The sequence below is a fragment of the Streptomyces sp. NPDC051105 genome, from assembly GCF_040682795.1.
GTDB lineage: Bacteria > Actinomycetota > Actinomycetes > Streptomycetales > Streptomycetaceae > Streptomyces.
In genome coordinates this window covers 196961-217484 of the sequence record NZ_JBFBBR010000005.1, presented here as the reverse complement: position 1 = coordinate 217484, position 20524 = coordinate 196961, and the positions used below count along the sequence as shown (strand labels likewise).

General features: G+C 72.9%; 17 protein-coding genes, 6 tRNA genes and 1 pseudogene. 15 read left to right on the top strand and 9 right to left on the bottom strand.

What is annotated here, in order from left to right; genetic code table 11:
* Positions 1–72: 72 nt before the first annotated feature.
* The 4 genes and pseudogenes from cbiE (at position 73) to AB0N16_RS14585 (ending at position 8233) form a co-directional block, all read left to right on the top strand.
* Positions 73–1299 (top strand): precorrin-6y C5,15-methyltransferase (decarboxylating) subunit CbiE, encoded by a 1227-nt coding sequence (gene cbiE, locus AB0N16_RS14600; protein ID WP_365796544.1) that lies wholly within the window; start codon positions 73–75, stop codon positions 1297–1299.
* A 344-nt stretch (positions 1300–1643) separates the two neighbouring features.
* Positions 1644–5396, top strand: a complete 3753-nt coding sequence (cobT, locus tag AB0N16_RS14595; protein ID WP_365796542.1) for a nicotinate-nucleotide--dimethylbenzimidazole phosphoribosyltransferase — start codon at positions 1644–1646, stop codon at positions 5394–5396.
* A 586-nt stretch (positions 5397–5982) separates the two neighbouring features.
* Positions 5983–7212 (top strand): annotated as a pseudogene (gene cobA / locus AB0N16_RS14590) (uroporphyrinogen-III C-methyltransferase); the annotation flags it as partial.
* 202 nt (positions 7213–7414) lie between these two features.
* Positions 7415–8233 carry an RNA methyltransferase gene (locus AB0N16_RS14585; protein WP_132889225.1) on the top strand — a complete coding sequence of 273 codons (819 nt, stop codon included), beginning with the start codon at positions 7415–7417 and terminating at the stop codon, positions 8231–8233.
* Positions 8234–8239: 6 nt separating this feature from the next.
* Here AB0N16_RS14585 and AB0N16_RS14580 read toward each other — a convergent pair whose 3' ends face one another.
* Positions 8240–9562, bottom strand: coding sequence for a protein kinase (locus AB0N16_RS14580; protein WP_365797115.1), 1323 nt, complete (start codon positions 9560–9562; stop codon positions 8240–8242).
* A gap of 196 nt (positions 9563–9758) precedes the next feature.
* Here AB0N16_RS14580 and AB0N16_RS14575 point away from each other — a divergent pair, with 196 nt between their 5' ends.
* From AB0N16_RS14575 to AB0N16_RS14560, 4 genes are all read left to right on the top strand, one after another.
* Positions 9759–10034: a hypothetical protein gene (locus tag AB0N16_RS14575; protein WP_365796540.1), complete on the top strand. Its 276-nt coding sequence runs from the start codon at positions 9759–9761 to the stop codon at positions 10032–10034.
* A 207-nt stretch (positions 10035–10241) separates the two neighbouring features.
* Positions 10242–10418: a hypothetical protein gene (locus tag AB0N16_RS14570; RefSeq protein ID WP_046726640.1), complete on the top strand. Its 177-nt coding sequence runs from the start codon at positions 10242–10244 to the stop codon at positions 10416–10418.
* Between the two features lie 441 nt (positions 10419–10859).
* A complete protein-coding gene (locus tag AB0N16_RS14565; protein WP_365796538.1) occupies positions 10860–11783 on the top strand; it encodes an aminoglycoside phosphotransferase family protein in 924 nt (307 codons plus the stop codon).
* Between the two features lie 143 nt (positions 11784–11926).
* Entirely contained in the window at positions 11927–12229 is a 303-nt protein-coding gene (locus tag AB0N16_RS14560) for a zf-TFIIB domain-containing protein (protein ID WP_365796536.1), read from the top strand.
* Between the two features lie 94 nt (positions 12230–12323).
* On the opposite strand, the gene AB0N16_RS14555 is transcribed toward AB0N16_RS14560, so the two are convergent.
* The 5 genes from AB0N16_RS14555 to AB0N16_RS14535 all read right to left on the bottom strand — a co-directional run bounded on the left by AB0N16_RS14555 (position 12324) and on the right by AB0N16_RS14535 (position 12812).
* Positions 12324–12395 (bottom strand) — tRNA-Val (locus AB0N16_RS14555).
* Between the two features lie 34 nt (positions 12396–12429).
* Positions 12430–12501, bottom strand: a tRNA-Val gene (locus AB0N16_RS14550).
* A gap of 53 nt (positions 12502–12554) precedes the next feature.
* Positions 12555–12626, bottom strand: a tRNA-Val gene (locus AB0N16_RS14545).
* 1 nt (position 12627) lies between these two features.
* A tRNA-Cys gene (locus tag AB0N16_RS14540) sits at positions 12628–12701 on the bottom strand.
* Between the two features lie 38 nt (positions 12702–12739).
* Positions 12740–12812, bottom strand: a tRNA-Gly gene (locus tag AB0N16_RS14535).
* A gap of 178 nt (positions 12813–12990) precedes the next feature.
* Here AB0N16_RS14535 and AB0N16_RS14530 point away from each other — a divergent pair.
* The 3 genes from AB0N16_RS14530 to AB0N16_RS14520 are packed head-to-tail and all read left to right on the top strand — an operon-like array spanning position 12991 to position 15731.
* The gene (locus tag AB0N16_RS14530) at positions 12991–14034 is read left to right on the top strand and encodes a chorismate-binding protein (protein ID WP_365796534.1); all 1044 of its coding nucleotides are present in this window, start codon (positions 12991–12993) and stop codon (positions 14032–14034) included.
* A complete protein-coding gene (locus AB0N16_RS14525) occupies positions 14031–14852 on the top strand; it encodes an aminodeoxychorismate lyase (protein WP_365796532.1) in 822 nt (273 codons plus the stop codon). The genes AB0N16_RS14530 and AB0N16_RS14525 overlap by 4 nt, the downstream gene beginning before the upstream one ends.
* 54 nt (positions 14853–14906) lie before the next feature.
* On the top strand, positions 14907–15731 hold the full coding sequence (locus tag AB0N16_RS14520) for a GNAT family N-acetyltransferase (protein WP_365796530.1): 825 nt from the start codon (positions 14907–14909) through the stop codon (positions 15729–15731).
* Between the two features lie 37 nt (positions 15732–15768).
* On the opposite strand, the gene AB0N16_RS14515 is transcribed toward AB0N16_RS14520, so the two are convergent.
* Positions 15769–16290, bottom strand: a complete 522-nt coding sequence (locus AB0N16_RS14515) for a DsbA family protein (protein WP_365796528.1) — start codon at positions 16288–16290, stop codon at positions 15769–15771.
* A 237-nt stretch (positions 16291–16527) separates the two neighbouring features.
* Here AB0N16_RS14515 and AB0N16_RS14510 point away from each other — a divergent pair, with 237 nt between their 5' ends.
* On the top strand, positions 16528–16974 hold the full coding sequence (locus AB0N16_RS14510) for a hypothetical protein (protein WP_365796526.1): 447 nt from the start codon (positions 16528–16530) through the stop codon (positions 16972–16974).
* A gap of 242 nt (positions 16975–17216) precedes the next feature.
* Positions 17217–17369, top strand: coding sequence for a hypothetical protein (locus AB0N16_RS14505; protein ID WP_167450005.1), 153 nt, complete (start codon positions 17217–17219; stop codon positions 17367–17369).
* Positions 17370–17526: 157 nt separating this feature from the next.
* Here the strand turns inward: AB0N16_RS14505 and AB0N16_RS14500 are convergent, their stop codons facing one another.
* On the bottom strand, positions 17527–18087 hold the full coding sequence (locus AB0N16_RS14500) for a CGNR zinc finger domain-containing protein (protein WP_365796524.1): 561 nt from the start codon (positions 18085–18087) through the stop codon (positions 17527–17529).
* Between the two features lie 271 nt (positions 18088–18358).
* A complete protein-coding gene (locus tag AB0N16_RS14495) occupies positions 18359–18772 on the bottom strand; it encodes an SsgA family sporulation/cell division regulator (protein WP_004002642.1) in 414 nt (137 codons plus the stop codon).
* A gap of 191 nt (positions 18773–18963) precedes the next feature.
* On the opposite strand from AB0N16_RS14495, the gene AB0N16_RS14490 reads away from it, so the two are divergent.
* Positions 18964–19428: a TIGR02611 family protein gene (locus AB0N16_RS14490; protein ID WP_365796522.1), complete on the top strand. Its 465-nt coding sequence runs from the start codon at positions 18964–18966 to the stop codon at positions 19426–19428.
* Between the two features lie 76 nt (positions 19429–19504).
* Positions 19505–19576: transfer RNA gene (locus AB0N16_RS14485), tRNA-Val, on the top strand.
* Positions 19577–20524 lie beyond the last annotated feature (948 nt).

The following is a 20524-nucleotide window of genomic DNA, read 5'->3' as shown; positions in this document are numbered from 1 at the left end:
CAGGTACTCTCACGGAGCCCGCCCACGGGCCCGGACCCTGACGACCTGCGAAAACCCTGGAGACTGACGACGATGGCCGACCGGGTCACGGTGATCGGCTGGGACGGCTCGCCGCTGACGGCCGCGGGACGAGGCGCGCTCGGCGCCGCCACGCTCGTCGCGGGCGCGGCCCACCATCTGGCCCTCCCCGAGGTGCCACCGACCGCCGAGCGCATCCGCCTCGGCAGCGTCGCCCTCGCCGCCCGCCGCATCGCCGGCCACCGCGGCACCGCCGTGGTGCTCGCCGACGGCGACCCCGGCTTCTTCGGTGTCGTACGGACCCTGCGCGCGCCCGAGTTCGGGCTGGAGGTCGAGGTCGTTCCCGCCGTCTCCTCGGTGGCCGCCGCCTTCGCCCGCGCCGGCATGCCCTGGGACGACGCACAGGTGGTCGTCGCACACCGGCGTACCCTGCGACGCGCGGTGAACGTGTGCCGTGCCCACACCAAGGTCGCCGTCCTCACCTCACCCGGCGCCGGACCCGCCGAACTCGGTCTGCTGATGGAGGGCGTCCACCGCACCTTCGTCATCTGCGAGGAACTCGGCACCGACCGCGAGCAGGTCAGCGTCGTCACCTCCGACAAGGCCGCCGACCACACCTGGCGCGACCCCAACGTCGTCATCGTCATCGGCGGGCCCTCCGGGCCGGTGCCCGCGGGCGAGGGCGGTGGCTGGATCGCCGGCCGGGACCCCTCGGCCGGCCCGCGCGGCTGGGTGCAGCCCGACGCGGAGTACGGCGAGGGAGTCGCGCTCGGCGAAGGGGAAACGGATCTGCTGAGGGCCGCCCAACTCGCCCGGCTGGGCCCCCGGGTGGGAGACCTCGTCTGGGACATCGGCTGCGGCAGTGGCGCGTTCGCCACCGAGGCCGCGCGCGCCGGAGCAGCCGTCATCGCCGTCGACCGGGACCTCGCGGCCTGCGTCCGCAGCGAGACCGCCGCCCGCAGGTTCGGGGTCCAGCTCCAGATCGTGCACGGCGGCGCGCCCCATGTGCTGGAGAACCTGCCCGAACCCGACGTCGTCCGGGTCGGCGGCGGGGGAGCGGCCGTGGTCAACGCGGTCGCCGACCGGCGCCCGCAGCGCATCGTCACCCACGCCGCCACCCGCGACGCGGCCGAACTCATCGGACGCGATCTGACCGAGCACGGATATCAGGTCGAGTGCGCCCTGCTGCAGTCCGTCGAACTCGACACCAGGGCCTGGACGGAGACCGAGCGGAACGTCGCGTTCCTGCTCAGTGGCGTGCTACCCGAGCGCGCCCCGTGATCCTGTTGTCATACTGCGCGCGGTAGGCTGGCCGATCGCTGCACCGCACCGGTGGCCCGGACATTCGTTCGTCAATATCCGGAAAACGCGCCCCTTTTGGGGCGGGTGTGGTACGGCAGAACCGGGGACGCGCAACGTGGCGCAGTCCACAGCGGGCTGTCGCGGATCACGCTGTCGCGACAGTCGAACGGCCGGGACAATGCCACTGAATGGCTTTGTCGCCTTTTCCGGCGGGTCGTTCGTGCCGCTGGGCACGCACGCTCGTTCTTCACTGCGGGGCGGTCGGTGCGCCGCCCCGAGTGAGCTGGTCGTAGAAGGCACTAACCGATGGGCGAGGGGTACGCATGACGGACACCGGCCAGGTCCCGGGCGAGGGACTGCCGGAGAGCGCAGGCATGGTGGAACAGCCGGGCGTTCCCGCGCACGGCGCGTACACCTACCTCTCCGAGTCGCCCGCCGAGGACGAAGACCTGCTGCTGCCCGGCGCTCAGGGCGCCTGGGGCAACGAAGTGCCGCCGCCGGCCCCGGAACCGGTCGTCGAGACCGTCCACGAGCCCGGCCCGCACGAGATGGACGGCCGGGACAGCGGCTCGGTCGACCTCACCGCCGTCCGGCTGCCCAACTCGGTACCGGCGTCCCCGATCCTCTCCGTGCCCCACGACCCGGCGGCCGCCCCGGCCCCGCGCCGTCCGCTGCACCTCGGTCCGCCGATCCCCGACACCTCCGCCAGCCCGGTCCGCTCCCTCGCCGACCGCGGCCCGGCCGGCACGCCGGCCCGCCAGCCGGGCGCGCCGACGGCCGGGCCCGAGTACCTCGACGCCCAGCCGTTGGGTGATGCCGCGCCGCAGTCCGCCGCGCCCTGGGGCGCGCCGCAGACGGCGGTGCCCGGGACCGCGGTGCCGGGGACTGTCGCGCAGGCCACTCCGGTGGCACAGGTGGCCGCACAGGCCCCGGCTGCGGAAACGGTTGTTCCGGCACCGGAGACGGTTGCTCCCGTCGCTCCCGTGACCGTCGCGGATCCCGCGGCCTTCGCGCAGGAGTCCGTGGCGGTGGACGTCGCGGGTGTGCCGGCGGAGCAGCAGGCGCCGGCGGCCCCCGGGGTGTGGCCCGAGCACGCGTACGGCCCGCAGGGCGCGGCCCAGCCGGCCGACGGGACCGTTCCGGTGCCGGTGGCCGAGCCGGTGGTGCCGCAGGTCGCCGAGGCGCTGGAAGGTGCCCAGGGGCCTGTGCCGGGTGGGGTGCCGATTGCGGCGCCGGAGGCCGCTGCCGTGGTCGCGGAGGTTCCGGAGGCCGCGCAGGCTCCTGGGATGCCGCAGGCCCCGGAGGCCCCGGAGGCTCCGGTGGCCCAGGTGGCCCAGGTGGCCCAGGTGGCCCCTGAGGCTCCCGAGGTCGCCGAGGTTCCGAGGGGGCAGGACGCGGTTCCGGCGCCAGGTGCCGGGGTGGCTCCTGGCGCGGTGGCCGAGTCCGAGGCCGTGCCCGTGGCGGAGGCCGCCGGTCAGCTCATGGAGCCGGTGGTTCCGGAGCCGGCCGCCCAGGCGACGGCGGCCGCGCCGGTGCAGCCGGTGCCCGTGCAGCCGCAGGTCGCGCCGGAGCCCCAGGGCTTGGCACCGGCCCTACCCGAGCAGGCCGCGGAGACCGTCGCGCCCGAGTCCGTTCCGGCGCCGGAGGCGGTCGCGCACGAGCCCGTTCCCACTCCGGAAGCCGTCCTGGCGGAGCCCGGTCAGCCGGTGGCCACCGCGCCGCTCGCGCCGCCCGTGCCGGTGCAGCCCGAGGAGGCCGTCGTCGAGGCGCCCGCCCCGGCAGCCTCCGCGGCCGCCGTCGAGGCCCCGCAGCCGCCGGAGCCCTTCACCGCCGCCGTGACCGAGCAGCCCACGCCGGACGCCGCGGCCCCCGAGGCCCCCGCCGAGTTCCCCGTGGCGGCTGCCGTACCGCCGGCGGAGACCGCTGCCGACCCTGAGCCGCTGCCCGCCCAGCCCCTCGCCGGCCCCCAGACCCTGGGCACCCCGCCCACCCCCGCGGCCCAGCCGGAGGAAACCCCGGCGCCCCAGGACCCCCTGGACGCGGCCGTTCCGGCGGAGCCCGCGCCCGACCAGCCGCTCGGCGAGTTCGTCGCCGTCGACGGCCTGGTGCCGACCACCCCGCACCTCGCCCCGACCCCGCCGCACCCGCTGGTACTCCCCGCCCAGGACCAGGGCGAGACCGTACCGGAGCAGGCCGCCACCGTCCCCGCGCCCCGCGAGGCCGAGCCCGGTCCGGTGGCGGAGCACCACCCCGATGTCGTACAGCACGCGGAGGACCTGGAGACCAGGGCCGCCGAGCAGGAAGAGAGCACGGCCCCCGTGGCAGAGGCACGTCAGTCCACCGGCCCGGCCGCGCCCGCCTACGACGACGCCGAGCGCGAGGCCGTCCTCAAGGTCATGCGCGAACGCCGTGACATCCGCAACGGCTTCCGCGGCGACCCCATCCCGCACGAGGTGCTGCTGCGTGTCCTGGAGGCCGCCCACACCGCGCCCTCCGTCGGCCACTCCCAGCCCTGGGACTTCGTCGTCATCCGGTCCGCGGACACCCGGCGCAGCATGCACGAACTGGCCATGCGCCAGCGCGACGCCTACGCCAAGTCCCTCCCCAAGGGCCGCGCGAAGCAGTTCAAGGAACTGAAGATCGAGGCCATCCTCGACACTCCGGTGAACATCGTCGTCACCGCCGACCCGACCCGGGGCGGCCGCCACACCCTCGGCCGGCACACCCAGCCGCAGATGGCGCCGTACTCCGCGGCCCTCGCCGTCGAGAACCTCTGGCTCGCCGCCCGCGCCGAAGGCCTCGGCGTCGGCTGGGTCAGCTTCTTCGACGAGCGAGAGATGGTCCGCGCGCTCGGCCTGCCCGAGCACCTGGAGGTCATCGCCTACCTCTGCGTCGGATACGTCGACGAGTTCCCGGACGAGCCCGAGCTGATGCAGGCCGGCTGGTCCAAGCGGCGCCCGCTGTCCTGGGTGGTGCACGAGGAGACGTACGGCCGCCGTGCCCTGCCCGGCGAGGACCCGCACGACCTGCTCGCCGAGACCGTCGCCGGGATCCGCCCGCTGGACGCCAAGGCGCTCGGCGAGGCCTGGGAGCGGCAGAAGCGGATGACCAAGCCGGCCGGTGCGCTCGGCATGCTGGAGATCATCTCCGCCCAGCTGTCCGGCCTGTCCCGGCAGTGCCCGCCGCCGATCCCGGAGCCCGCGGCCGTCGCGATCTTCGCCGGTGACCACGGGGTGCACGCCCAGGGCGTCACCCCCTGGCCGCAGGAGGTCACCGCCCAGATGGTGGCCAACTTCCTCGGCGGGGGAGCGGTCTGCAACGCGTTCGCGTCCCAGGTGGGCGCCGAGGTGTGCGTGGTGGACGTCGGCGTCGCCTCCGAACTCCCGGCGACGCCCGGGCTGCTGCCCCGCAAGGTCCGCGCGGGCACGTCCGACATGACGACCGGCCCGGCCATGACCCGCGAGGAGGCCAAGCAGGCCATCGAGGTGGGCATCGAGACCGCCCGCGATCTGGTGGCCGCCGGCAACAAGGCCCTGCTCACGGGTGAGATGGGCATCGCCAACACCACGGCGTCCGCCGCGCTCATCTCCGTCTACACCGGGGCCGACCCCGCCGAGGTCACCGGCCGCGGCACCGGCATCAACGACGAGACCCTCGCCCGCAAGACCGAGGTCGTCCGCCGCGCCCTGGACCTCCACCAGCCGGACCCGGCCGACCCCATCGGCGTCCTCGCCGCGGTCGGCGGCTTCGAACACGCGGCGATGGTGGGCCTGTTGCTCGGCGGCGCGTCGCTGCGCACGCCGGTGATCCTGGACGGCGTGAGCGCAGGCGCCGCGGCCCTGGTGGCCCGCGCGATCGCCCCCGAGGTCCTGGCCGCGTGCATCGCGGGCCACCGCAGCGCGGAGCCCGGCCACGTCGCCGCCCTCAACAAGCTGGGCCTGCGCCCCCTGGTCGACCTGGACCTCCGCCTGGGCGAGGGCACTGGCGCCCTGCTGGCCCTCCCGCTGGTCCAGAGCACGGCAAGGGCGATGCACGAGGTGGCCACGTTCGACTCGGCGGGCGTGACCGAGAAGTAGCGGGGGCGGTCCTGCGCCGACCAGAAGCGAACGGCGGCCTGTATGACGCCGCGCGGGCAGGGAGCCGTCCCTGCCCCGGGCGCCCGGCCACAACCTGCACGGTTCCTTCCCCACCGGCAGCGGGCCCCGCGGCCCGGACGGCCCGCCCTGCGGGGGGTACCAACAGGCTCGTGGTGTGGGCGGTTGGTTTTGCGCGGGTGGGTTGGCCGTTTGGTGGCCGGGGCGCTCTGTCCTGCGGGGGGCGTTGGCCGAACGGTGCTCTGGGCGGTTCGTCGCGCGGGGGCGCAAACTGCTTCGTGGTCAGGGCGATTCGTTCTGCGGGGCGCAAGCCGCATGGTGGTACGGGCGGTTCGTCTGCGGGGCGCAAGCCACATGGTCGTCCGGGCGGTTCGTCGCGCGGGGGCGCAAGCCGCATGGTGGTCCGTGGGCAGGCGTTCCGCAGGGCGGAACGGGTGGGCACGGACCACGCACCCGCACCCGGGCATCCTGCCCAGCACCCGGGCACCTGATCCGCCGAAATCCTGCGCCCCGTAAAATCTGCACGTCAGGGCATCGCACCGCCGCCACACCAGGGAGTCGCACCCTCATGGCCGAACACCCCGCCTACCCCGTAGGCCTCCGCCTCGCCGGCCGCAAGGTGGTCGTCCTCGGCGCCGGCCAGGTCGCCCAGCGCCGCCTCCCCGCGCTCATCGCGGCCGGCGCCGCCGTCACCCTCGTGTCCCCCGAGGCCACCCCCTCCGTCGAGGCCATGGCGGACGCCGGCGAGATCACCTGGGTGAAGCGCCCCTACCGGGACGGCGACCTCACCGAGGCCTGGTACGCCCTCATCGCCACCAGCGACCCCGACGCCAACACCGCGGCCTCCGCCGAGGCCGAGCGCCACCGCGTCTGGTGCGTCCGCTCCGACGACGCCGACCAGGCCACCGCCTGGACTCCGGCCACCGGCCACAGCGAGGGTGTCACGGTCGCCGTGCTCACCACCGACGCCCGGGGCCGCGACCCCCGCCACACCGCCGCCATCCGGGACGCGGTCGTCGAGGGCCTGCGCGACGGCACCCTCGTCGCCCCGCACCACCGCACCCGCCACGCGGGCGTCGCCCTGGTCGGCGGCGGCCCCGGCGACCCCGACCTGATCACGGTGCGCGGCCGCCGCCTGCTCGCCGAGGCCGACGTGGTGATCGCCGACCGCCTCGGCCCCCGCGACCTGCTCGCCGAACTCCCGCCGCACGTCGAGGTGATCGACGCGGCGAAGATCCCGTACGGCCGCTACATGGCCCAGGAGGCCATCAACAACGCCCTGATCGAGCATGCCAAGCAGGGCAAGTCGGTCGTACGACTCAAGGGCGGCGACCCCTATGTCTTCGGCCGGGGCATGGAGGAGGTCCAGGCGCTCGCCGAGGCCGGCATCCCCTGCACGGTCGTGCCCGGCATCTCCAGTTCGATCTCGGTGCCGAGTGCGGCCGGTATCCCGGTCACGCACCGAGGCGTCGCACATGAGTTCACCGTGGTCAGCGGCCATGTCGCGCCGGACGACGAGCGCTCGCTCGCCGACTGGCCGTCCCTCGCGAAGCTCACCGGGACCCTGGTGATCCTGATGGGCGTCGACAAGATCGGGCAGATCGCCGAGACCCTGGTGGCCCACGGCAAGTCCCCGGACACCCCGGTCGCCCTGGTGCAGGAGGGCACGACGGCCGCCCAGCGCCGCGTCGACGCCACCCTCGCGACGGTGGCGGAGGTCGTCCGCGCGGAGGACGTGAAGCCTCCGGCGGTCATCGTCGTCGGCGAGGTCGTGAACGTCGGCCCGCACCCGTCCGCCGGAGAGTCACCGGCTCCGTCCGCCGGACAGGCACCGCACCCGTCCGCCGGAGAGCCCCCGGCTCCGTCCGCCGGACAGGCACCGCACTCGTCCGCCGGAGAGCCCCCGGCTCCGTCCGCCGGAGAGCACCCGGCGTAACCCCGGGTAACACAACCCGTTCCAGCCCGTTGGCACCACACCCAGGACAAGGCAGTATCACCCTGTGGCCGATCTCATCACCGTTGAGGACCCCGACGACCCGCGCCTGCGCGACTACACGGGCCTGACCGACGTCGAGTTGCGCCGCAAGCGTGAACCGGCCGAGGGCCTGTTCATCGCCGAGGGCGAGAAGGTCATCCGCAGGGCGAAGGACGCGGGCTACGAGATGCGTTCGATGCTGCTGTCCGCCAAGTGGGTCGACGTCATGCGCGATGTCATCGACGAACTCCCGGCCCCCGTCTACGCGGTCAGCCCCGAGCTCGCCGAGAAGGTCACCGGCTACCACGTGCACCGCGGCGCGCTCGCCTCCATGCAGCGCAAGCCGCTGCCGACGGCGACCGAACTGCTGCGCACCACCCGCCGGGTCGTCGTCATGGAGTCGGTCAACGACCACACCAACATCGGCGCGATCTTCCGCTCGGCGGCGGCCCTCGGCATGGACGCGGTGCTGTTGTCCCCCGACTGCGCCGACCCCCTCTACCGCCGCAGCGTGAAGGTCTCGATGGGCGCGGTCTTCTCCGTGCCGTACGCCCGCCTCGACACCTGGCCCAAGGGGCTGGACTCGGTCCGCGAGGCCGGGTTCACGCTGCTCGCCCTCACCCCGGACGAGAAGGCCCGCAGCCTGGACGAGGCCGCCCCGCACCGGATGGACAGGGTGGCCCTGATGCTCGGCGCGGAGGGCGACGGCCTCTCCACGCAGGCCCTGGTCGCCGCCGACGAATGGGTTCGCATCCCGATGTCCCACGGCGTCGACTCCCTCAACGTCGGCGCGGCAGCCGCGGTCGCCTTCTACGCGGTGACCACGGGCCGCCCGCAGGCGTAGGACCTGTCACTCCCTGAGGGCTGCCGACTTCGCGGGTACGGCCCCACCGGGCACGCCCATCCCGTGCGCCGGACCGGAACAGCCCTGGGCCAGCGCGATCCCCAGCGCCACCAGCAGGGTCACCACCACGAACACGAAGAGCCGCTGGCGCAGCAGACGGGGGTTGGCCGGGCGCCGTCCGGTGCCCGTGGGGCGCGGCGCCGGGCGTCCCGTACCACTGCGCGGCCCGGGCCGGTTCCCGTTGGTGTTCCCCGGCCGGGTGCCGTTGCCGCGCGGAGCGGGCATGGGGCGCACGCCACCGGGCCGGGACGGCATCCCGCCGTTCGCCCGTGGACCGCTGCCGCCGCGCGAGGGCGCGTTCCCCCGCACCGGCGTGCCCGGCGAGGACTGCGGCGGCCGCCGCTGAGCGCGCTGCGGCTCCGGGTAGGTCTCGGCGAGCCGACCGGTGGGCCGGTCCGCCTCCGCGGCTCGCGGTGCCGGCGGCCGTACGTCGGGCAGCCCCTGCGCCTCACGCGCGGCGATCTCCTTCAGCCGGAGCGACAGCTGCAGCGTGCTCGGCCGGTCCTCCGGGTCCTTCGCCAGGCAGGCCCGCACCAGCGGGGCCAGCGCGTCCGGCACCCCGTACAGCTGCGGCTCCTCGTGGACCACGCGGTAGAGCATCACCTCGGAACTGCCGTGCCCGAAGGGCGAGTCACCGGTCGACGCGTACGCCAGGGTCGCGCCGAGCGAGAACACGTCGGTGGCCGGGGTGACGGCCGCGCCGCGCACCTGCTCGGGCGCCAGGAACCCGGGGGAGCCCACCGCCGTACCGACGTGCGTGAGCGTGGAGGCCCCGGTGGCCCAGGCGATACCGAAGTCGATGATCCGCGGCCCCTTCGGGGACAGCAGGATGTTGGACGGCTTCAGGTCCCGGTGGACGACCCCGGCCTCGTGCACGGCGACCAGGCCCTCGGACAGCGCGGCGCCGACCGCCGCCGCGTCCGCCGCGCCCAGCGGGCCGTCGTCGGCGACCTTGTCGTGCAGCGAGGGGCCGGGCACATACTGGGTGGCGAACCACGGCCGCTCGGCCTCCAGATCCGCGGCGACCAGCCGTGCCGTGCAACCGCCCCGGATCCGCCGGGCCGCCGAGACCTCACGGGCGAAACGCGACCGGAACTCCTGGTCCTCCGCCAGATCGGGCCGGATCACCTTCAGCGCGACCCGCTGCCCCTTCTTGTCGGAGCCCAGGTAGACCACGCCCATCCCGCCGGCGCCGAGCCTTCTGTGAAGCCTGAACGAGCCGACGACGCGCGGGTCCTCGCGCCTCAGGCGCATCATCGCCATGTTCATCCCCGCTGCCCGGTCCGTGTGACGTGGCACAGCTTACGTTTCCACGGCCGCCCGCGCGCAGAGGCCGCGCCCTCTCGGCCCGACGGATTGTCAGTGCCGGGTGCGAGACTTGAGGAGTGGTCAGGAAGGCGCCGGTATCGGCGTCTTTGAGTACCCGTCTGCTCCAACAAGCCATCACAGAAGGGGGATTGAGGCTGTGAAGGGTGACCGAGTGGAGATAGTCGTGGACGCCGGTGACACGACCCGTACGTACGAGGTGGTGGCCAGCAGGGCGGGCCGCCGGGTGGAGACGGCGGTACGGCGGGGGGTGGTGGAAGTGAGCGAAGTCACGAGAAACGGCAGTGTTGTCCGGACGGCCCGTTTCATGGCGACCCGGGTCCTGGCCCTTGTCGAGCAGCCCGTGCCCCGCGAGGACAGCTCGGAAAAACCGGGAAGGAGCGGGCACCCCCTCCGGGAAGACCCCGAGGCCTAGGACGAGGTGTAGGACCCGTCTCCACCCAGGGGAGTAGACCGCAGGTCACGGCTCATCCTCTCGGAGGCCCGTGATTCGGTACGAGGGCATGACGTCCGCGAAGTGCCACGCGCCTAGATTTGAGGTCAAGCGGCGGGTGCAGCACTCGTCCCCCGAGGTCAGACACCCGCCGCTGCCAACGACAACTGAACGGTCAGGAGAGGGACCATGGCTCTTACGGCACAGCGGACACACACCACCCGCCCCCGCCGGCAGGGCCGCCGCCACCCCCTGGTGGCGACGCTGATGGCCCTTCCCCTGGCGGCCCTGCTCCTGCTCGTCTTCGACGGCTGGGAGACGGTGGCCACACAGGCGTCGTCCGTGGGAGTGATGCTGGGGCGCTGAGCGGCGACCCCAGGCCCGGAAGAGCGGTCCGGGCGGGGACATCCACCCATGAAACCCCGTGGGGACGGGGGTGCGGCGGACGGCAAAATGCCGGCGCAGCTGGGGAGCTGCGCCGGCATTGCTTTTTCGCGATGCGCACGACCGATGTGCACCTGCGGCCCGGCGGGGGCTGATCGCGCAGCTCCCCGCGCCCCCGCCACACAGCTGCGGGCAATCGTGCCTCCCCCAGTGCCTTGAGGGCCTGGGAGGTGCCCCCAGGCGGCACGGGTGGGCGATGGGGGTCCCCCCACTCGAGCGGAGCCGAGAGTGGGGGAGGCACCCCGTAAGCGCGCGCGAGCGACACCCCGGCACCCCAGCCCCCACCCCGTCCCACCGTGAACCCCGGCCAAGTGCACCCACGTACGCTCGGCGCAACATGCATCCGCACACCCCGGGGGACCCTTGCCGACCGCAGACGTGATACCCCAGCTGACCGCCGAGGTCAGAGCAGCCGCCCACCCGGACGCGGCCCCCTGCCACTGCGGCGCCACCACCACCCTCGCCCACCGCCCCGACACCACGGTCCTCCGGCACGCGGAAACCGTCGCCAAGGCCCACGCCCCCGGCACCGACCCCACCGCTCTGGCCCGCCGCCTGGCCACCGCCGCCCACCTCCCTGACGTCTTCCTCGCTCCGCTCGCCGCCACCCCGGCGACCGTGCTCGGCACCCGCCCGGTCACCCTCTGGCCGTACGGCCGTCCCGTGGACCCCGACGCCCCGGACGCCGCCCCCTGGGAACCCGCCGCCACCCTCCTCGCCCGTCTCCATCGCACTCCGCCGCTCACCGCCACGCCGCCGATGCGCGGCCCCCACAAGGCCGCCCAGGCGATAGTCCGCCTTCGCCGGGCGCTGGCCGCCGCACCGCTGCACCCCGCCGCCCCGCCCGTCCTCCGCGCCTGGTCCGCGCTGCCGGCCTGGGCCCGCGCCGAGGCCCCGATGTCGGGCACCCGCACCCTCTGCCACGGCGATCTGCACCTCGGCCAGCTGGTCCGGCACCCGGCGCCGGACGGCCCGTGGCGGCTCATCGACGTCGACGACCTCGGCGTCGGCGACCCGGCCTGGGACCTGGCCCGCCCCGCCTCCTGGTACGCCTGCGGCCTCCTTCCGGCCGAGGACTGGACCCGCTTCCTCACCGCCTACCGCGCGGCCGGCGGCCCGGCCGTACCGGAGGACGGCGACCCCTGGCCGACCCTGGACGTGCCGGCCCGCGCCCTCACCGTCCAGACCGCCGCCCGCTATCTCGCCAAGGCGCTCGCGGCGGACCGTGCCCTGGACGAGGTGGGGCAGTCCTTGATCGACGCTTGTGCCCGGATGGCCCCGGAATGACCCCGGCGCCGTCCCTCAACGCCCCCGGTCCCCGCCCGGTTGGCCCTCGATTTCCCGAAGTAGGGTGCAACCGACCGGGGCCGGACGGAGTCTGTCCTGGGAGAACGTGAAGCAGTTTTTACCGGCGAGGAGTTGAGCCGACCATGCAGTGTCCGAAGTGTCATGCGCCGATGCACACCTACAACCGCAACGGCGTCCAGATCGAGCAGTGCAGCGGCTGCCGGGGCATCTTCCTCGACTACGGCGAGCTGGAGGCACTGACCCAGATGGAGGCCCAGTGGTCGAAGCCGGTCCCGCCGGCCCCGCAGGCCTACCCGGCACCGCCCGCGCCGGCCTGGGGCGCCCCGCAGCAGCACCACGGCGGTCACTACGGCGGCCACGGTGGGCACCACGGCGGTCACCACGGGCACAACAAGAGCTGGGCCCACATGCTCTTCTCCAGCTGAGCCCGGCGCGCCCGGCACCTGTGCCGGGCGCACGCGCAGCCCCTGGAACACGAGGAAGCCCCGACCGTCGCAACGGTCGGGGCTCTCTGCGGTGTGGACGATACTGGGATTGAACCAGTGACCTCTTCCGTGTCAGGGAAGCGCTCTCCCGCTGAGCTAATCGTCCTCGGGACCGCGATCCGAAGATCACGGGCACTGCGTGCGCGATACTGGGATTGAACCAGTGACCTCTTCCGTGTCAGGGAAGCGCTCTCCCGCTGAGCTAATCGCGCGGGATCAGATCCTCGGTCCTTCGACGCGAGCGACGAAGCGGGTGAAGATCCAGTGGACGATACTGGGATTGAACCAGTGACCTCTTCCGTGTCAGGGAAGCGCTCTCCCGCTGAGCTAATCGTCCTTGGAGGTGGAGACGGGATTTGAACCCGTGTAGACGGCTTTGCAGGCCGTTGCCTCGCCTCTCGGCCACTCCACCAGGAGTGTAGGGGACCGGGAAGACCCCTAGTTCCTTCGAGCGGACGACGAGGCTCGAACTCGCGACCTCAACCTTGGCAAGGTTGCGCTCTACCAACTGAGCTACGTCCGCCTGTCGTTTCGGTCCGCTCTCGCGGCCCGGCGACGTGTTGAACTCTAGCGGATTCCCCGGCCAGCACAAAAACGCGTTTGCGCAGCGTGCTGCGCCTGACCCGGCAGACGACGTGGTCAGGGCCCCCTTGACGACACGCCCGGGTCACCCCCAGGACACCCGCCATAGACTCGACGACGTGCTCCATCACCCTCCTCTCGCCCGCTTCGGCACCCGTCTCGCCACCGGTCTCCTCGATGTCACCAGCGATCCCGCGGCCCTCGACTCCACCGGTTTCTGGGCGGTCTGCGCGGACTTCGAGGGTGGGCTGACCTGCGCCCGGTTCGGCGACGTGCGGGAGGAGCCGGTGCCCGCGCCGGTGCCGGGGCAGTGGCGGGGCCCGGCCGCCGGTGACTGGACGTCGTCCCTCGACCGCGCCGCGTACACGAGGGCCGTACGGCGGATCCGTACGCACATCGCGGCCGGCGAGGTGTACCAGGCCAACCTGTGCCGCGTGCTGTCCGCGCCGGTCGACCCGGACGCCGACGTCGACGCCCTGACCGCGCTGCTCGCCCGCGGCAACCCGGCCCCGTACGCCGGAACGATTCGGCTGCCGGAGCACGGCGTGGAGATAGCCACTGCCTCGCCCGAGCTGTTCCTGCGCCGGGCGGGGCGGACCGTCGAGAGCGGACCCATCAAGGGCACCGGCCGCACCGAGGCGGACCTTCTGGAGAAGGACTACGCCGAGAACGTGATGATCGTGGACCTGGTCCGCAACGACATCGGCCGGGTCTGCGCCACCGGCACGGTGACCGTCCCCGACCTGTGTGCCGTCGAGAAGCATCCCGGGCTCGTCCATCTGGTCTCCACGGTCCGGGGCGAGCTGCGCGTGGGGGCCGGCTGGGCCGAGCTGCTCGCCGCGGCCTTCCCGCCCGGCTCCGTCACCGGCGCGCCGAAGTCGAGCGCCCTGCGGATCATCGAGGAGTTGGAGACCGCGCCGCGCGGCCCGTACTGCGGCGGCATCGGCTGGGTCGACGCGGACCGGGGCGTCGGTGAGCTGGCCGTGGGCATCCGCACCTTCTGGATCGACCGGGGAGCGGGCGTGCTGCGGTTCGGTACCGGGGCCGGGATCACCTGGGGATCCGACCCGGAGGGTGAATGGCGGGAGACCGAGCTGAAGGCCGCCCGGCTGCTCGCGGTAGCGTCGGGTACGTACGACATGAACGAAGGGGGTCTCGGGTGAAGATCTGGCTGGACGGCGGACTGCAGGACGTCGAGTCCGCGCGTGTCTCCGTGTTCGACCACGGGCTGACCGTGGGGGACGGCATCTTCGAGACGGTGAAGGCGACCGAGGGCAGGCCCTTCGCGCTCACCCGGCATCTCGACCGGCTGACGCGCTCGGCGCGGGGCCTCGGCCTGCCCGACCCCGACCACGACGAGGTGCGCCGGGCGTGCGAGGCGGTGCTGGCGGCCAACCCGATGCCGCTGGGCAGGCTGCGCATCACCTACACCGGCGGCCACGGCCCGCTCGGCTCCGACCGCGGTGACCGCGGACCCACCCTCGTGGTCGCCCTCGGGGAGACCGGCCGCCGCGCCGACTCCACCGCCGTCATCACGGTCCCCTGGACCCGCAACGAGCGCGGTGCGCTCACCGGCCTGAAGACCACCTCGTACGCCGAGAACGTCGTGGCCCTGGCCCGCGCCCACCAACACGGCGCCACCGAGGCCCTGTTCGCCAACACCGTCGGGCAGCTCTGCGAGGGCACCGGCTCCAACGTCTTCGTCGTCCTCGACGGCGAGATCCACACCCCGCCGGTCGCGTCCGGCTGTCTGGCCGGCATCACCCGTGTCCTGACCGTCGAATGGACCGGCGCCAAGGAGACCGACCTGCCCCTGGACGTCCTGGAGCGGGCCGACGAGGTCTTCCTCACCTCCACCCTGCGCGACGTCCAGGCCGTGCACCGGGTCGACGACCGCGAACTCCCCGGTGCCCCCGGCCCGGTCACCGCCAAGGCGATGCGGATCTTCGACGAGCGGTCCGGGGCGGACCTGGATCCGTAAGAGCCCCGTTTAAATGGGCTGACGTGGGGTTCCGTGGCGGGTAGAACACCTCTGATGACCACGACCCTGCGGCCGACCGAGCCGCTTCAGCACGAAGTCGACGGGACGCGTTCACGCCGGTACCAGGTGTGTGTGAACAGCCGTCCCGTCGGGGCGATACACCTCGGCATGAGCCCCCTCTTCGGCGACTCGGTGGGCCTGATTCTGGACCTGCGCATCGAGGAGCCGGACCGCCGACGCGGCCGGGGCACGGTCGCCGCGCTCGCCGCGGAGGAAGTGCTGCGCGGGTGGGGGTGTACGCGGATCGAGGCATCGGTGCCCGCGGAGGCGGAGGCGGCACTGAGGGCGGCGACCGCCCTCGGCTATCTCGTACGCAACCGCCACATGGAGAAGCCGCTCGGCGACACCCCGCCCGGACTGCCCGCGGGGAGCCGGGGGCGGCCCATGACCCCAACGGAGTTCGGCCCCTGGCGGGAAGAGCACCAGGAGAGCTACGCGCAGAGCTGGATCGAGCGCGGGATGCCCGAGGCCGATGCCAGGGCCAAGGCTCTGCGGGACACCACCACCTCGCTGCCCGAGGGTCTGGCCACGCCGGGAATGGGCTTCAGTGTCCTGGAGCACGAAGGGACCGCGGTCGGCATGCTCTGGACGGGCGTCCGGGAGGGCAGGGCCTTCGTCTACAACGTCGAGACCGACGCTCGCCACCGGGGCAGGGGACACGGCCGCACGCTGATGCTCCTGGCGGAGGCGCAGGCCATTGCGGCCGGCTGGCCCGCCCTCATGCTGAACGTCTTCGCGGGCAATACCCCCGCCGAGCGGCTCTACGAGTCACTCGGCTACGAGACGATCACCTACCACCTCTACAAGAACCTGCTCTGAAAGCCGCTCCGAAACCGGCTGCGAGGTTCTGCGCGCATCACTGCTCCCGCTCGGCCAGCAGCCGGTCGGCGATCTCCGTCACCCGCTCGCGCAGGCCCTCCTGGCTCTTGCCGCCGTCGAGGCGTTCGCCCCCGATGACATAGGTCGGGGTGCCCGTCACGCCGATGGCCTGCCCCTCGGCCTGGTCGGCGTCGACGATCAGGATGTGCCGGCCGTCGACCAGCGCGGTGTCGAACTCCTCCGCGTCCAGGCCCAGTTCACGGGCCACCTCGACCAGGAACGGCTCGCCTTCGCGATCCAGCTTCTCGACATGGCCGAGGACCGCCTCGACGTACTCCCAGCCTTTGCCCTGCTCCAGCGCCTCCTCGGCGGCCTGCGCGGCGGCGAAGGCGTGCTTGTGCTTCTCCAGCGGGAAGTGCCGCAGCCGCAGCTCCAGCCGGTCGCCGTACCGGGCCCGCAGGGCACGGAGGTCGTCCAGGGCGCTGCGGCAGTCGGGGCACTGGAGTTCGCACCAGACCTCGAGGACCGGGGCGTCGGTGGGCGCGGGGGAGTCGTTCATGGCGACCAGTCTTCCAGGCCGGGCTCCATCGACCCAATCGTGACGGTGGGCGGCGTCCGGTGGCCGGCTGTGGTCACCGCTCGTACCTGGGGTGGAGACGACCCGGAGGGGACCCCGAGATGCCCCTGATTGTCGGGCCCGGGCATGGATCGCACGGGCCGGGCGGTGCACGATGGAAGGGGCGCGACGCAGCGCGTGTCCGTCGCCCCCCCCGCCCGAGCCAGCCAGGAGGACCGGATGATCGCCGAGACAGTCTGCTCCGCCGCGTCCGCGGCCGGCCTGGGCATCGCCGTGGTGACCGCCTACCGCAAGCGGTACCTGTCGGCGGCCCGTATCGCCGCCTACTCACTCGTGCCCGTCGGCCTGGTCATGACGGGAGTGGTCGGCTGGCTCGCCGACACGGCGTTCAGCCCCACCGCCTGGGCGGGCTTCGGTGTGCTCGGCGCGGCCTGGGCCCTGTTCACCTCCACGCGTGCCGTGGAGCGCCGGCGCGGTGGCACCCGCGCCGAGCGCAAGGCGGCCGCCCGGGATGCGAAGCGGGACGCCGTGGCTCCCACCGCCTCGGCACCCTCGCTGGGTCCCGCCACCCGCCCGGCGGCCAGGCCCGCGGCGGCACCCCGCGGCACCGGGTCAGGTGAGGACTTCAGCGACATCGAGGCCATCCTGAAAAAGCACGGAATATGACCCACCCGCGGCGGGACGGGGGCGCGCCGTCCTGCGGGCCCGACGCTGTTCAGGCGGGCCGCGGCGGATGCATATGACAGTCACATGAGGCATTGAAACGACACAGTGCGTCTACGGCATGCGCGGAAGCGTTCACGGGGCGGGCTGAAGTGAACCGGACATCACGGAATTCGGCGAACTCCCGCCCATTCCGGGCGTGTTGATCGCGCGGCGGGTGCCCACTAGGTCATCATCGCCGCGAGATGCTGGACACGAAACAGAGCGAGGCCGCGCCGCCGAAGGACGAGCCGCGCGGGTGCCTCTTCGCCCTTTCCCAGCCACCGCTGATGATCTTCCTTGCGGTGATCGGGTGTCTGCTCCTCATGGCTGCGCTGCACGACCTGCTGTGGCTGTGAGCCGTACCCGCCCGTCCCGGCGCCACCCGCCGGGACAGGCGTCGGCATCGAGGAACTCCGACGACCAACTCCGACGACCAACTCCGACGGCGAATCCTGACGGCGAACCCCGACGGCGGCCCGGCCCGGCGGCCCGGCGAGGTCCGCCTGTCGGGGATCAGCCCGCCGCCTCCTTGCGGCGTGCCCGGTAGGCGGCGACATGCAGCCGGTTTCCGCAGGTCCGGCTGTCGCAGTAGCGGCGCGAGCGGTTGCGGGAAAGGTCGACGAAGGCACGCCGACAGTCCGGGGCCTCGCAGCGCCGCAGCCGCTCCTGCTCCCCGGCGACGACGAAGAACGCGAGCGCCATCCCGCAGTCGGCGGCGAGGTGGTCGGCCACCGAGGCGCCGGGCGCGAAATAGTGCACATGCCAGTCGTAGCCGTCGTGGTCCGTGAGCTGGGGGGTGGTGCCCGCGGCCGCGACCAGTTCGTTGATCATCCCGGCGGCGACCCGGGCGTCCGGGGCGGCGAAGATGCCCGCGAACCGGCCGCGGACCTTGCGCACCGCCGCCAGGTCGAACTCCGAGAGCACGCCCACATCGCTTATGTTGTGGTTTCGTACGAAAACCTGGAGCGCCGCGACATCGGGCAGCCCGTCCGGCGCCGCGTCGTCCTCCGGCGCGGTGTTCACCAGATCCACCACGGCGTCGAGGGAACACCGGGTGTCGTGGGTGATCAGCACGTTTCGCTCCCTGGCCTGAGGGTCGGGCGGGCGCCCGCCGATGGTGGCCGATCGTAGCGACATACTGCTCCGGCGCATCGTGCTCAGCCCCACTCGTCGCTGCCCTGTAGAACGCGCGCCGGCCGGCGGGGGTTCCCAGGGCGCACGGGCACACCGGCGCCGCCCCCGTGACCGATCACGGTGGCGGCGCCGATGCTGCCGTATGCGGTTGTCTAGGCCCGAGCCGTCTCCCCGAGTGGACGGCGCCGGGCGGCTTGCAGGGGGCGTTGCCCTAGCTCTCCGCCAGAATGTGCGAGAGCTCCTGATCGAGATCGAAGTGCCGGTGCTCCGTGCCGGGCGGCACGGCGGCGTCAGTTCGCTTCAGGAAGGATTCCAGGGCCCGCGCGGGGGCTTCGAGCAGGGCTTCGCCCTCCGGAGAGCTCAGGGCGATGCACACGACGCCCTGACCGTGGCTGCGGGACGGCCAGACGCGGACGTCGCCGGTGCCGGTGGGGCGGTGCAGCCCCTCGGCGAGGAGGTCGCGGGCGAACACCCACTCGACGGTCTCCTCGGCTCCGGTGTGGAAGGTGGCGTGCACGGCGTAGGGGTCGGCCGTGTCGTACCGCAGGCCTGCGGGGACAGGCAGGGAAGACTCGCTCGACACAACGAGGCGCAGGTGCAGCTCGCAGCTGACCGTGGTGTTCATAAGCGCCAGGGCCTTTCGCTCAGTGTGCGCTCGGGGATTCGCACGTCGGCGAAATCGACATGCCACCTACGGTGCCGTTGTAAACCCCTCTGAGTGTTTTGCGTGTGTTTACGTAACTCTTCCGGCCGAGAACCCAGGCGAGAGTTACGACCATTCCGGTGACCGGAATCGCTCAGGTAGGGTTTGATCGTATGAATACGGGGAGTAACGAACCGGGCGAGGCCGCCGTGGCCTCGGACGGGAGCGAGGTGGACGGGACGGAGACGGACGGGGCACGCGACGAGCGGGGGCTCGGATCGCGGGCGCCCGAGTTCATCAAGGCGCGCCGGATGCTGCACCTGAGCTGGCAGGTCGGGGTCTTTGCGGTCGGCCTGGCGGTGGTGGGCGTGGGTGTCGTCCTGCTGCCGTTGCCGGGGCCCGGCTGGGTGATCATCTTCGGTGGCATGGCGATCTGGGCGACCGAGTTCGTCTGGGCCCAGCTGGTGCTGCGCTGGACGAAACGCAAGGTCACGGAGGCGGCCCAGAAGGCCCTCGACCCCAAGGTGCGCCGCCGCAACATCACGCTGACGGCGATCGGCCTGGTGATCGTGGCCGGTCTGGCCGGGATCTACCTCGCCAAGTTCGGCATGGTGATGCCCTGGAAGATCGAGGAGTGACCCGGCCGACGGCCGCGGACCCCCGGCGACTGGTCGGGGGCACCCCCTGACATGGGGTAATGTTCTTCCTGCGTCCGGGCGATTAGCTCAGTGGGAGAGCGCTTCGTTCACACCGAAGAGGTCACTGGTTCGAACCCAGTATCGCCCACCCGGAACCACGGCCCACCTGCGAGAGAGCAGGTGGGCCGCGGTTGTTTCAGGGCCCCGGGGCGCGAGCACCGGCGCCGCCGCCCAGCCTGTACGGCATACCTGCGGCCGGCTGGTGCGGCTCCGGCCGGGCGTTCTCCCGAGACGTCCCGTGCACCGTGCGGGCAGGCCGCTGCGCGATCGTGCGCCCAGGCGGCGGCGCGAAGAGCTGTGCGGCGCCTGATCGGCTTCGCGGCGCCTGCCTGGCGTGCGGCGCGCACCGGTGCGCCTGACGGCAATGGAGCGGCGCAGGTGAGAGGTGTCGGTCGGTGTCGACGTTGTCGCGCTCCGTGATTCCCCGTGCGATGCGGAGAGGATCCGTCTGTCTGTGCGGCGTGGGCGGACGCGGTGGGTGCAAGGCCACTCACCGAACCCGTCGGCGGCTGACGGCATCAGGCGAGCAACCGTCCATGGCGGACGGCGATCTTCAGGGCTGGCCCGCCGTGGCGGGTGCATGACAAGTCGTGCCCGAGGGTCGCAGTCGTCGGAGGAATCGGCCCTGCCGACCAACTCGGACCGGCGCCGTCCGCCCGCCCCTCGCCGCGTCCCACCCTCGAATGGACCCGCACCAGCCGCCCGCCCCTCACCGTGCCCCCTTTCGATGCCGACCGCCTCGAGCGCTCCGCTCGGAAGGAGATCCACGGCGCCCACCTGCTCCCTCGCGAACCCACGCAACGGATCTTCGTCCCGGCCCGGTCTCCGGCCTGGTCTCCGCCCCGGTCAACGCCCCGGACCGCGCATCGAAGCCAACCCGTAATCCCCGGCCACCGCAGGCCACTTCACGTTCGGCCCACCGGCTGCACGCCCCCCACCTGCGGCGTCACCCGCCCATCGGCCATCGTGCCCGCGCCCTGCCCCGCCTCACCGCCGCCCCTCGGCACAAGAAATTCCTGTCCGAATCATTGACGCC